Annotated in this window: 11 protein-coding genes; 9 read left to right on the top strand and 2 right to left on the bottom strand. The window is 71.2% G+C overall.

Going from position 1 to position 12589, the window contains the following annotated elements; all coding sequences use genetic code 11:
* Positions 1–159 precede the first annotated feature (159 nt).
* The gene (gene map, locus ACIQAC_RS38515) at positions 160–936 is read right to left on the bottom strand and encodes a type I methionyl aminopeptidase (protein WP_402199953.1); all 777 of its coding nucleotides are present in this window, start codon (positions 934–936) and stop codon (positions 160–162) included.
* Between the two features lie 32 nt (positions 937–968).
* On the opposite strand from map, the gene ACIQAC_RS38510 reads away from it, so the two are divergent.
* The 9 genes from ACIQAC_RS38510 to ACIQAC_RS38470 all read left to right on the top strand — a co-directional run bounded on the left by ACIQAC_RS38510 (position 969) and on the right by ACIQAC_RS38470 (position 11773).
* Positions 969–1232 (top strand): helix-turn-helix domain-containing protein, encoded by a 264-nt coding sequence (locus ACIQAC_RS38510; protein ID WP_402199952.1) that lies wholly within the window; start codon positions 969–971, stop codon positions 1230–1232.
* Positions 1233–1352: 120 nt separating this feature from the next.
* A complete protein-coding gene (locus tag ACIQAC_RS38505) occupies positions 1353–2705 on the top strand; it encodes a hypothetical protein (RefSeq protein WP_402199950.1) in 1353 nt (450 codons plus the stop codon).
* A 231-nt stretch (positions 2706–2936) separates the two neighbouring features.
* Positions 2937–3779 carry a nitrilase-related carbon-nitrogen hydrolase gene (locus tag ACIQAC_RS38500; protein WP_402199948.1) on the top strand — a complete coding sequence of 281 codons (843 nt, stop codon included), beginning with the start codon at positions 2937–2939 and terminating at the stop codon, positions 3777–3779.
* A complete protein-coding gene (locus tag ACIQAC_RS38495; RefSeq protein WP_402199946.1) occupies positions 3776–5062 on the top strand; it encodes an aspartate aminotransferase family protein in 1287 nt (428 codons plus the stop codon). Before ACIQAC_RS38500 ends, ACIQAC_RS38495 begins: the two co-directional genes overlap by 4 nt.
* Before the next feature lie 22 nt (positions 5063–5084).
* A complete protein-coding gene (locus ACIQAC_RS38490; protein WP_402199945.1) occupies positions 5085–6647 on the top strand; it encodes a PucR family transcriptional regulator in 1563 nt (520 codons plus the stop codon).
* A gap of 155 nt (positions 6648–6802) precedes the next feature.
* Positions 6803–7645, top strand: coding sequence for a nitrilase-related carbon-nitrogen hydrolase (locus ACIQAC_RS38485; RefSeq protein WP_402199942.1), 843 nt, complete (start codon positions 6803–6805; stop codon positions 7643–7645).
* An 82-nt stretch (positions 7646–7727) separates the two neighbouring features.
* Positions 7728–9131, top strand: coding sequence for a dihydropyrimidinase (gene hydA, locus ACIQAC_RS38480; protein ID WP_402199940.1), 1404 nt, complete (start codon positions 7728–7730; stop codon positions 9129–9131).
* 11 nt (positions 9132–9142) lie between these two features.
* Positions 9143–10162, top strand: a complete 1020-nt coding sequence (locus tag ACIQAC_RS38475) for a TIGR03842 family LLM class F420-dependent oxidoreductase (RefSeq protein WP_402199937.1) — start codon at positions 9143–9145, stop codon at positions 10160–10162.
* A 66-nt stretch (positions 10163–10228) separates the two neighbouring features.
* Entirely contained in the window at positions 10229–11773 is a 1545-nt protein-coding gene (locus tag ACIQAC_RS38470; RefSeq protein ID WP_402199935.1) for an NCS1 family nucleobase:cation symporter-1, read from the top strand.
* A gap of 65 nt (positions 11774–11838) precedes the next feature.
* On the opposite strand, the gene ACIQAC_RS38465 is transcribed toward ACIQAC_RS38470, so the two are convergent.
* The gene (locus ACIQAC_RS38465) at positions 11839–12501 is read right to left on the bottom strand and encodes a hypothetical protein (RefSeq protein WP_402199933.1); all 663 of its coding nucleotides are present in this window, start codon (positions 12499–12501) and stop codon (positions 11839–11841) included.
* Positions 12502–12589: the final 88 nt, after the last annotated feature.

Genomic DNA, 12589 nt, shown 5'->3' with positions numbered 1-12589 from the left:
GCTTGCCGTCGGCGGTGGGTGCGGGTGCGTTGTGGCTGTTCGCGCAGTTCCCCGCGCCCCTGGAAAGGCCGTCGTTCGGGCGCGGGCCGGTGGGGGCTCGTCGCGCAGTTCCCCGCGCCCCTTCTCGGCGTTGCCCGGCCGTTTCTCAGCGGCGCACCCTCACACGGCTTGCCTTGCTGTCAGGATTCTTGGGCCCGCGTCCGTGATGGCGATGGTGTGTTCCGCGTGGGCCGCCCGGGAGGCGTCGTTGGTTTTGAGGGTCCAGCCGTCGGGGGCCGTGTGCCAGTCGTCGCGGCCGGAGGCGATCAGCATGGGCTCGATCGCCAGGGCCATCCCGCGGCGGAGTTTCATACCGCGGCCGGGGCGGCCCTCGTTCGGGACCCCCGGGTCCTCGTGCATACGGCGGCCGATGCCGTGGCCGCCGAAGCCGTCCGGGATGCCGTACCCGGCCTCGCGGCACACCGTGCCGATCGCGTGGGCGATGTCGCCGATCCGGTTGCCGACCACCGCCGCCTCGATCCCCGCCGCCAGCGCCCGCTCGGCCGTCTCGACCAGCCGCAGATCCTCCGGGCTGCCCCGGCCCACCACAAAACTGAGCGCCGAGTCGCCCACCCAGCCGTCCAGTTCCGCCCCGAAGTCCAGGGAGACCAGGTCGCCCTCGCGCAGCCGGTAGGGGGTCGGGACGCCGTGCACGATCGCGTCGTTCACCGAGGTGCACAGGACCGCCGGGAACGGGGTCGGCGCGAACGCCGGCCGGTAGCCCAGGAACGGCGAGTCCGCGCCCGCGTCGCGCAGTACCCCGCGCGCCACCTCGTCCAGCTCCAGCAGGGAAACGCCCACGTGGGCGGCCTCGCGGGCGGCCGTCAGGGCACGCCCGACGACCTGGCCGGCGGCGTACATGGCGTCGATCGATGTGTCTGTCTTCAGCTCAACCATGCCAATTACTATACCGGTATTAGTATGGGGTCATGGTGCGCACCCCCTTGACCCCAGAAGAGCGCGAACGCGGCGAGCGGCTCGGCCGGCTGCTGCGTACGGCGCGCGGCGACCGCAGCATGGCGGAGATCGCGGCGAGCGCCGGTATCTCCCCGGAGACGCTGCGCAAGATCGAGACGGGCCGGGCGCCGACGCCGGCGTTCTTCACCGTGGCGGCCCTCGCCGGCGCCCTCGGGCTGTCCATGGACGACGTGGCGGTCCGGTGCGCGATCGCCCCGGTCCCGGCGGTGGCGTAGGAGACGTCCGGGCGCCCCCGGGAGGTTTCCGCGTTCGCATCGCAAACTCCCCGTAGCCGCCCCGTAACACGGCTGGTGTTTGCTACGGCCTGAGTGCTTCGATCCTTCGGGGGTTGCGCGATGGCCGTGGAACAACTCCCGGGGCAGGTGCGGGAGTTCGGGAACCACCTCAGCGGACTGCTGGCGCGCCTCGATCAGCGCGCCGGGTGGTGCGGTGTGTTCTGGCAGCGCGACCCGGACGGCATGCGGGCCTGTCTCGACGGGCGTGAGGTGCCGCCCTGGGACGTGGTCGAGGCCGTCCTCCAGGACCTGACCGCCGCCTACGGTCCCGAGGCCGCCGCCCGTGAGCGCGACCGGGCCCGGCCGCTGCACGCCGCCGCCCTCACCGCGTACGACGCCCTGCCCGGCGCCCGCGACGCCCTCGTCCGGCGGCTGGACGCCATGCTCCGCGAGCAGCGGTACGCCGCCGAGCGCCTCGCCGAACTGGGCCGGGTCCTCGGCACCGCCACGACCCGCGACCAGGCCGACGCCCTCCGGCTCGACCTCGCCTGGGCCCGCGACGACCACGAACGCGCCACCGCCCGCACCGCGGAACTCCGCCGTCGGATCGATGAGTTGAGGCGGTCCGCGGAGGCCGAGGCAGCGGCGGAGGCGGAAGCGGCGGAGGCGGAGGCGGAAGCGGCGGACCTTGCGGCACGCGTGGCCGACGCCGTCCCCGACCCGCGCCACCGCACCCCGAAGCAGCGCAAGCGCCGCCGGGGCAGTGCCCGGTTCGCCGGGATGCCCGACGCCGACGCCGCCCCCGAAGCCGTACCGGAGAGCGTGGTGCCCACCGTCCCCGCGCCCCGGACCGGCGGGTCCGGCACCCCGCGTGGCGCGCGGTTCGCCGGGGCCGCGCAAGAGCCCGCGCCGGTGGCGGAGCCGCAGGGGGAGCAGACGGACGGCGACGCGCGGCGGGAGGTCGTGGCGACCGTGGGAGCGCTGGTGCGGCTGCGGCGCGAGGGGCGCACCGGCGAGGCGCACGCGCTGCTCGTCGAGGTGGCGTACTGGCCCGCCGCACGGTTCCCGGCGCTCGCCGGTGAGCTGGAGCGGGCCGGGCTCGGCGCGGACTGGGCGACCCTGCTGTGGGAGGCCGCCTCGCTGCCCGCCGACCGGCTGGTGGCCGCGTCCGACGCGCTGGTCGCGGCCGGGCGGACCGCCGACGGGCAGCGGATCCTGCGGGAGGGCGTCGCCCGGCCCGCCGGTGAGATAGGAGAGGCCGTACGGGCACTGGCCGCCGACGGCCGCGCACGCGAGGTCACCGCGCTGCTCGACGCGTACGTCCGCGTCCGCACCCCCGAAGAGGCCGCCCGCAGTGTCGCGGCGGACCCGCCGACACTCGTACCGTTGCTGCTGGAGGCCGCGCGAGACGTCTCCGAGGAGCGGTACTGGGACCTGGTCCACGCCCTGAGAGTGGCCGGTTTCAGCGCGTGACCGCGGCTAGGCCGCGTCCGCGAAGTCCCGCCTGCTCCGCCCTCCGGCGGACGACGGGACTTCGCGGACACGACCTCGACCGGCGTCGATCACCCACCGGAGTGCGAAACACCGCCGACACCGCGGGTTGACGACAATGGTCTTGGCAAGGCCCTCACGGGGGCATACGTTCGTGCCCCTACCGCCCGCTCTACGGGCGTAGAGGCTGACGTCCCGTCGAAGGAGCAGCTCATGGCGAACGTCGTCCGCGCAGCTCTGGTCCAGGCGACCTGGACCGGCGACACCGAGTCCATGCTGGCGAAACACGAGGAACACGCCCGTGCGGCCGCCGGGCAGGGCGCCCGGGTGATCGGGTTCCAGGAAGTCTTCAACGCGCCCTACTTCTGCCAGGTGCAGGAGCCGGAGCACTACCGGTGGGCCGAGCCGGTGCCCGACGGGCCCACCGTGCGCCGGATGCGGGAACTCGCCCGGGAGACCGGCATGGTGATCGTCGTCCCGGTCTTCGAGGTCGAGCAGTCCGGGTTCTACTACAACACCGCGGCCGTGATCGACGCCGACGGCTCCTACCTCGGCAAGTACCGCAAGCACCACATCCCGCAGGTCAGGGGCTTCTGGGAGAAGTACTACTTCAAGCCCGGCAACGCCGGCTGGCCGGTCTTCGACACCGCCGTCGGCAGGATCGGCGTCTACATCTGCTACGACCGGCACTTCCCCGAGGGCTGGCGGCAACTCGGACTCAACGGCGCCCAGTTGGTCTACAACCCGTCCGCGACCTCGCGCGGGCTCTCGTCGTACCTGTGGAAACTTGAACAGCCGGCCGCCGCCGTCGCCAACGAGTACTTCGTCGCCGCCATCAACAGGGTCGGCCAGGAGGAGTACGGCGACAACGACTTCTACGGCACAAGCTATTTCGTGGACCCGCGTGGGCAGTTCGTGGGTGAGGCCGCAAGCGACACGAAGGAGGAACTCGTCGTCCGCGACCTCGACTTCGACCTGATCGAAGAGGTGCGGCAGCAGTGGGCCTTCTACCGCGACCGCCGCCCCGACGCCTACGAAGGGCTGGTACAACCGTGACCAAGGACCTGCTCGGCCGCCACCGCGCGGTGCTTCCCGACTGGCTCACCCTCTACTACGAAGACCCGCTGGAGATCACCCATGGCGAGGGCCGCCACGTCTTCGACGCGCAGGGCAACCGCTACCTCGACTTCTTCGGCGGCATCCTCACCACCATGACCGCGCACGCGCTGCCCGAGGTCACCAAGGCGGTGAGCGAACAGGCCGGGCGGATCCTGCACTCCTCGACCCTCTACCTCAACCGGCCGATGGTCGAACTCGCCGAGCGCGTCGCCCAGTTGAGCGGCATCCCCGACGCCCGCGTCTTCTTCACCACCTCCGGCACCGAGGCCAACGACACCGCGCTGCTGCTCGCCACCACCTACCGGCGCGCGAACACGATCCTGGCCATGCGCAACAGCTACCACGGCCGCTCCTTCAGCTCCGTCTCCATCACCGGCAACCGCGGCTGGTCACCGACCTCGCTGTCCCCGCTCCAGACGCTCTACGTCCACGGCGGCGTCCGCACCCGCGGCCCCTACGCGGCGCTCAGTGACGACGAGTTCATCGCGGCCTGTGTCGACGACCTCAAGGACCTGCTCGGCCACACCCGGCCGCCCGCCGCGCTGATCGCCGAGCCGATCCAGGGCGTCGGCGGCTTCACCTCCCCGCCCGACGGCCTCTACGCCGCCTTCCGCGAGGTACTGCACGAGCGCGGCATCCTGTGGATCTCCGACGAGGTGCAGACCGGCTGGGGCCGCACCGGCGAGCACTTCTGGGGCTGGCAGGCACACGCCCGCAGCGGCCCGCCGGACATCGTCACCTTCGCCAAGGGCCTCGGCAACGGCTCGTCCGTCGGCGGGGTGATCGCCCGCGGCGAGATCATGAACTGCCTCGACGCCAACAGCATCTCCACCTTCGGCGGCACCCAGATCACCATGGCCGCGGGCCTCGCCAACCTCACCCACCTGCTGGAACACGACCTCCAGGGCAACGCCCGCCGGGTCGGCGGCCTGCTCATCGAACGGCTGCGGGCCATCACCGCCCAGCACCCGGGCGTACGGGAGGTACGTGGGCGCGGGCTGATGATCGGCATCGAACTGGTCAGGCCCGGCACCGACGAGGCCGACCCCGAGGCCGCGGTGGCCGTCCTTGAGGCGGCCCGCGCCGACGGGCTGCTGATCGGCAAGGGCGGCGGCCACAACACCAGCGCCCTGCGGATCGCGCCACCGCTGTCGCTGACGGTCGCGGAGGCCGAGGAGGGCGCCGCCATCCTCGAACGCGCTCTGCGGAGCGGCCGGTAACGCCACAGCAAGGGGACGCGCCATGACCACCGCCCTGGACTCCTGGGAGCCGCCGGAGCCGGCCCTGTCCGTCCGACAGGTCCTCGCCCTGGAACGGGTCCTCGCCGGGGAGCCCGAGGTGGTGGCGGGCGCGGCCCGCCTCGACCGGCCGGTGCGCTGGGTGCACGTCGCCGAGGCCGCCGACGTCGGAGTGATGCTCACCGGCGGCGAGATGGTCCTCACCACGGGCGTGCTGCTCGCCGGCGACGAGGACAAACAGGCCGAGTACGTACGGTCGTTGCACCGCGCGGAGGCGGCGGCCGTGGTCCTCGGCCTCGGCCGCGCCTTCCCGGCCACCCCGGACGCGATGCGCCGGGTCGCCGAGCGGTGCGGGCTGCCCATGGTCGTCCTGCACCGGCCCTTCCCCTTCGCCCAGCTCACCGAAGAGGTCCAGTCCCGGCTGGTGCGGCGGAAGTTCGCCGCCGTCAGCCTCTCCGAGTCCGTACGCACCGAACTCACCGCTCTCATCACCGCGGGCGCCCCGCTGCAACGGCTCCTCGACGAGGTGGCCCGGCACAGCGCCTGCCCCGTCGTCGTCACCAACCTCGCGCACCGCGTCCTCGCCACGGCGGGGGAGCGCCCTGCCGTCGACGACGTGCTGCGCGACTGGGAACGCATCTCCCGGCAGGCCGGCGGCAGCGAGGGCACCGGCTGGATCCGCGCCGAACTCGGCGGCCGCGGTGAGCGCTGGGGCCGGATCGTGCTCTGCGGACACCGCGGCGACACCGCCACCGGACGGCTGCTCGCCGACCGCGCCGCCGAGGCCATCGTCCTGCACCGCATGCTGGGCGGCACGGCGGGCAGTTGGGAGGAGCAGTCGGCGCAGGGCCTGCTGACGGACCTGGTGAGCGGAGTCGTCCCGGCCAGGCAGCTGCTGCCCCGGGCCCGCGCCGCCGGGCTGCCGGTCAACCGGCGCACCTTCGTCCCGCTCGTCGTCCGCGACCGGACCCCCGGCCAACTCGACCGCGTGCTGCGCCTGTTGGGGCTGCCCGGGATCGCCGCCGAACTCGTCGACGGGGCCACCGCCGTGCTGCTCAGCCTGCCCCGCGACCAGGACGCCGTGGCGCTCACCGCCCACTTCGCGTCCCGGGTGCGGGCCGGCTCGGGGACCGTCGTCGCCGCCGCGGACGCGCGCACCGACTGGGACGACGTCCCCGCGGGCCTGCGCGAGGCCCAGCACGTGGCGGACGCCGTGGCCGACTCGTCCACGGTCCTGGACCTGCCCGACGTGGTCCGGCTCAGGGACGTCCATCTGCGCGGCCTGATCCGGCTGCTTCGCGACGACCCGTACGTCCAGTCCTTCGCGGAACGGGAGTTGGACGGGCTGCTGCGCGCGAGCGACGACGACCTGCTCGCCGTACTGCGCACCTATCTCGCCACCGGCCGCAACAAGTCGCGCACCGCCCAGCTCCACCATGTCTCCCGGCCCGCCCTCTACCGCCGTCTGGAGGCGATACAGACCAGGCTCGGCGTCGACCTCGACGACTTCGAGCAGGCGGCCTCGGTGCACATCGCACTCCTCGCGCACGACGCGCAACAGGGGTGAAACATGCGACGACCTGGGAGAACGGCGGTGAAACATGGCGCGGGCGCAGGGTGACACGGTGGCACGCAGGTGCCCCTCAGGCGTGACACCGTGCCACTCAACGACGACTCCCCGGCTTCCTAGGCTCACCGGACACCGAGCTACCGGAGGTCCCGATGAGCCGAGTGATCCGTGCCGCCGTCTTCCAGACCGCGTGGACCGGCGACAAGGAATCGATGATCCAGGCCCACGAGCAGGCGGCCCGCGACGCCGCCGCGCAGGGCGCCCAAGTCCTCTGCTTCCAGGAGCTGTTCTACGGACCGTACTTCTGCCAGGTCCAGGACAAGGCCTTCTACGAGTACGCCGAACAGATCCCGGAAGGCCCGATCGTCCGCCGGTTCCAGGAACTGGCCCGGGAGTTGGGCCTCGTCCTCGTCCTGCCGATGTACGAGGAGGAGCAGCCCGGGGTCCTCTACAACACCGCCGCCGTCATCGACGCGGACGGCTCCTACCTCGGCAAGTACCGCAAGACCCACATCCCGCAGGTCCAGGGCTTCTGGGAGAAGTTCTACTTCCGCCCGGGCAACTCCGGCTGGCCGGTCTTCGACACCGCCGTCGGCAGGATCGGCGTCTACATCTGCTACGACCGCCACTTCCCCGAGGGCTGGCGCGCTCTCGGTCTCGCGGGCGCCGAACTCGTCTTCAACCCGTCGGCCACCTCGCGGGGCCTCTCCGCCTACCTCTGGCAGCTGGAACAGCCGGCCGCGGCCGTCGCCAACGAGTACTTCGTGGGCGCGATCAACCGGGTCGGGGTCGAGGAGTACGGCGACAACGACTTCTACGGGACGTCGTACTTCGTCGACCCGGAGGCCCAGTTCGTCGGCGAGGTCGCGAGCGACAAGCAGCCCGAACTGATCGTCCGCGACCTGGACCTGGCCAAACTGAGGGAAGTCCGGGACCGCTGGCAGTTCTACCGGGACCGCGAGCCGAACACCTACGGTCCGTTGACAGCGCCCTGAGGGCAACGCCGCCAGGGGCGCGGGGAACTGCGCGAGCAACTCCCACAACCCGCACGCACCCACTCTCAGGAGCGACCCAGACATGAGCACCCGCACACTCATCCGCGGCGGCCTGGTCATCACCGCCTCCGACGAACTCCACGCGGACGTCCTCATCGAGGACACAAGAATCGCCGCCCTCGCGGCAACCGGCACCCCCACCGCGGCCGCCTGGCAGGCAGACCGCACCATCGACGCCACCGGCAAGTACGTCATCCCGGGTGGCGTGGACGCCCACACCCACATGGAACTCCCCTTCGGCGGCACCTTCGCGTCGGACACCTTCGAGACCGGCACCAGGGCCGCCGCCTGGGGCGGCACCACCACGATCGTGGACTTCGCCGTCCAGTCCGTCGGGAAGAGCCTGCGCGAGGGCCTCGACACCTGGCACCAGAAGGCCGAGGGCAACTGCGCCATCGACTACGGCTTCCACATGATCGTCTCCGACGTGAACCAGGAGACGCTCAAGGAGATGGACCTGCTGGTGGAGGAGGGCGTCACCTCCTTCAAGCAGTTCATGGCCTACCCCGGTGTCTTCTACAGCGACGACGGCCAGATCCTGCGCGCGATGCAGCGCTCCGCCGAGAACGGCGGCCTGATCATGATGCACGCCGAGAACGGCATCGCGATCGACGTCCTCGTGGAACAGGCCCTGGCCCGTGGTGAGACCGACCCCCGCTACCACGGCGAGGTTCGCAAGGCGCTCCTTGAGGCGGAGGCCACCCACCGGGCGATCCGGCTCGCCCAGGTCGCCGGCGCGCCGCTGTACGTGGTGCACGTCTCGGCGATGGAGGCGGTCGCCGAACTCGCCCGCGCCCGCGACCAGGGGCTCAACGTGTTCGGCGAGACCTGCCCGCAGTACCTGTTCCTGTCCACCGACAACCTCGCCGAGCCGGACTTCGAGGGCGCGAAGTACGTGTGCTCGACGCCCCTGCGCCCGCGGGAGCACCAGGCGATGCTCTGGCAGGGCCTGCGCACCAACGACCTCCAGGTCGTCTCCACCGACCACTGCCCCTTCTGTTTCACCGGGCAGAAGGACCTGGGCCGCGGCGACTTCTCCAAGATCCCCAACGGACTGCCGGGGGTGGAGAACCGGATGGACCTGCTGCACCAGGCCGTCGTGGACGGGCGCATCTCGCGCCGCCGCTGGATCGAGATCGCCTGTGCCAGTCCGGCGCGGATGTTCGGCCTGTACCCGAAGAAGGGCACCATCGCCCCGGGCGCCGACGCCGACGTGGTGATCTACGACCCGGCGGCCGAGCAGGTGATGTCCGTCGAGACCCAGCACATGAACGTCGACTACTCGGCGTACGAGGGCAAGCGGGTCACCGGACGGGTCGAGACCGTGCTGTCGCGCGGGGTGCCCGTCGTCACCGAGCGGGAGTACACGGGCCACGCCGGGCACGGCGTCTACACCCCGCGCTCCACCTGTCAGTACCTCAACTAGGAGTGGCGTCCATGGACTTCGGACTCGTCCTTCAGACCGACCCGCCGGCCTCGCGGGTCATCAGCCTGATGAAGCGCGCCGAGCGCAACGGCTTCTCGTACGGCTGGACCTTCGACTCGGCCGTGCTCTGGCAGGAGCCGTTCGTCATCTACAGCCAGATCCTGTCGAACACCGAACGCCTCAAGGTCGGCCCCATGGTCACCAACCCGGGCACCCGCACCTGGGAGGTCACCGCCTCCACCTTCGCCACCCTCAACGACATGTTCGGCAACCGCACGGTGTGCGGCATCGGCCGCGGCGACTCCGCGATGCGCGTGGCCGGCCGCAAGCCCAACACACTGGCCCGGATCAGCGAGGCCATGAAGGTCATCCGGGCCCTCGGCAGCGGGCAGGAGGCCGACCTCGGCGGCACGGTGATCAGCTTCCCGTGGATCGGGGAGGGCGCCGAACTGCCCGTCTGGATGGCGGCGTACGGGCCCAAGGCGCTGAAGATGACCGGCGAGGAGGCGGACGGGTTCATCCTCCAGCTCGCGGACCTCTATCTCACCGAGTACATGGTGAAGGCCGTCAAGGACGCGGCCGTCGCCGCCGGACGCGACCCGTCCGAGGTGACCATCTGCGTCGCCGCCCCCGCCTACGTCACCGAGGACGACTCGCCCGAGGCGCTGGCCCACGCGCGCGAGCAGTGCCGCTGGTTCGGCGGCATGGTCGGCAACCACGTGGCTGACCTGGTCGCCAAGTACGGCGAGCACTCCGCGGCCGTCCCCGACGAACTCACCGCCTACATCAAGGCCCGTGAGGGCTACGACTACTCCCACCACGGACGCGCCGACAACCCCGACACCGCGTTCGTGCCGGACGAGATCGTCGACCGGTTCTGTCTCATCGGTCCCGTCGAGCGGCACATCGAGAAGCTGACCGCCCTGCGGGAGCTGGGCGTCGACCAGTTCGCCGTCTACGACATGCACGACGCCCAGGAGCGGGTGATCGACGCGTACGGCGAGCAGGTCATCCCAGCCCTCAACTCGTAGGTCACCTTCCACCGCACGGCCACCCCGCACGGCCATCCCGTCCCGCTCCCACCGATTGGCCTGCCCATGACCGACACCGTCCCCACGGGATCGCCCGCTGCCCAGACCACCGACGCCGACGGCCGAATAGAGCTCGCGCCCGGCACCTTCCCCGCCGACAGCCGCTTCGCCAACGAGGACCTGCGGCCCGTACCGGTCGCCGAACGCAAGTGGACGACGTACAACTTCGCCGCGCTGTGGATCTCCATGGCGCACTGCATTCCCAGCTGGACGCTGGCCTCCGGTCTGGTGGCGTTCGGCATGGACTGGAAGCAGGCGGTGTTCACCATCGCCCTGGCCAACGTCATCGTGCTGCTGCCGATGCTGGCCACCGGGCACGCGGGACCCAAGTACGGCATCCCGTTCCCGGTGCTCGCCCGTGCCTCCTTCGGGCTGCGCGGCGCCAACGTGCCCGCACTGATCCGGGCGGCCGTCGCCTGCGGCTGGTTCGGCATCCAGACCTGGATCGGCGGCAGCGGCATCTTCGCGCTCGGCTCCAAACTCACCGGTGGTGAGTGGGAGAACGCCGGGCGGATCGCCGGGAACCCGTGGCCGCTGTGGCTGTGCTTCCTGCTGTTCTGGGCGCTCCAGATCGCGATCATCTACCGGGGCATGGACTTCCTGCGGCACTTCGAGAACTGGGCGGCGCCCTTCGTGATCGTCGGCGCGTTCGCGCTGCTGGTCTGGATCGCCGTACAGGCCGACGGATTCGGCCAGTTGCTGTCCCAGGAGTCCAAGCTGGGCTGGGGCGCCGACTTCTGGCCGGTGTTCTTCCCGTCCCTGATGGGCATGATCGGCTTCTGGGCCACGCTGTCGCTGAACATCCCCGACTTCACCCGGTTCGGTGCCAGCCAACGCGCCCAGACCTGGGGGCAGTCGCTCGGTCTGCCGACCACCATGACGCTGTTCGCGATCCTCGCCGTGCTCGTCACCTCCGGGTCCGAGGTGGTCTACGGCGAGGCGATCTGGGACCCGGTGGCCCTCGCCGCCAAGGCCGACAACGCCTTCGGGCTGCTGTACGCGCTGATCACCGTGCTGGTCGCCACGGTCTCCGTGAACATCGCGGCGAACGTGGTGTCACCGGCGTACGACCTCGCCAACCTCGTGCCGAAGTTCATCAACTTCCGTACCGGCGCGCTGATCACGGGTGTGGTGGGCATCCTGATCTTCCCGTGGGAGCTGATCTCGACACCCGAGTTCTACATCTTCACCTGGCTCGGGGTGGTCGGCGGACTGCTCGGCACGGTCGCCGGGATCCTCATCGGCGACTACTGGATCGTGCGCCGTACGGTCCTGCATCTCGCGGACCTGTACACACCGGGCGGGCGCTACTGGTACCACGCCGGCTGGAACTGGCGTGCCCTGGCCGCCTTCGGGACCGGCGGGGTGCTGGCCGTCGGCGGCTCGTACTCCACGGTGAACGCGGACGGTGTGAAGTCCGGTCCGTTCCCCGAGGACGGCCTGATCCCGTTCCTCCAGCCGCTCGCGGACTACGGGTGGGCCGTGGGCCTGGGCGCCTCACTGGTGCTGTACGTGGTGCTGATGGGGGGCCGGGAACGGGAGCGGGTCTGACGGCCGCGGGTCCGTCGTGGCCGGTCGCGGTTCCCGCGCCTCTTCGGGTACGCGGTCGCGGCCGGCTACTCCGCCTCGGCCAGCAATGAGGTCACGGCTTCCTTCGCGGCCTTGATGGCGCCCTTGTTGATCTCGTCGGAACTGGGCGCCTCCTTCGTCTCGAAGTCGCTGCCGTTGTACGTGATCACCACGAGGGCGTTGGCGACCCGGGACAGCACCACACCCTCCCGGGTCTTCTGGTCGTCCTCGGTGGTGAGGTTGACGACCGAGTACCCGGCGTCGCCCAGGCCGGGGACCGCGCCGCCGCCGCTCTTCTCCTCGACGCGCTGCGCGTAGTACTTCTCCGCCGCGTCGTCGGACTCCAGCACTTCGTACGAGACGTCGAGCCAGCGGTAGTCGAACCCCTTGAGCGCGTTCCACGAGCAGGTACGTCGGATCTTCGAGTCCGTCGACGCGATCTCCTTGCCGGCCGTCTTCGCGTCCGGCACCAGGGACTTCACCGTCTTCTCGGCGACGCTGCCGCAGGGCGGGGGCGCGGCCGTGTAGGTCTTCGGCACCGCGGTCGTCGACGGGCCACCGGTGGACTGGGTGCCGGTCTTCCCGGGGGACTTGTCCTGGGCGGCCGGGGTCGTCTCGGCGCCCGACGACAGCGCCCAGCCCGCGAGGGCGAGCACAACGACCGGCGTCAGTCGCGCGGTGAGAGCCAGCGGCAGGGGGAGAGAACGCACGGCGCACACTTCTCATGGGGGACGGTGCGGAGTGGGGTCCGCACTGCGGACGGGACGCCAGTGTCACACGACTGCCCGTGGGGCGGAA

This window comes from Streptomyces sp. NPDC088387, assembly GCF_044753385.1.
Taxonomy (GTDB): domain Bacteria; phylum Actinomycetota; class Actinomycetes; order Streptomycetales; family Streptomycetaceae; genus Streptomyces.
The sequence above is the reverse complement of the archived record's forward strand: the minus strand, read 5'-3'. Positions and strand labels throughout refer to the sequence as shown.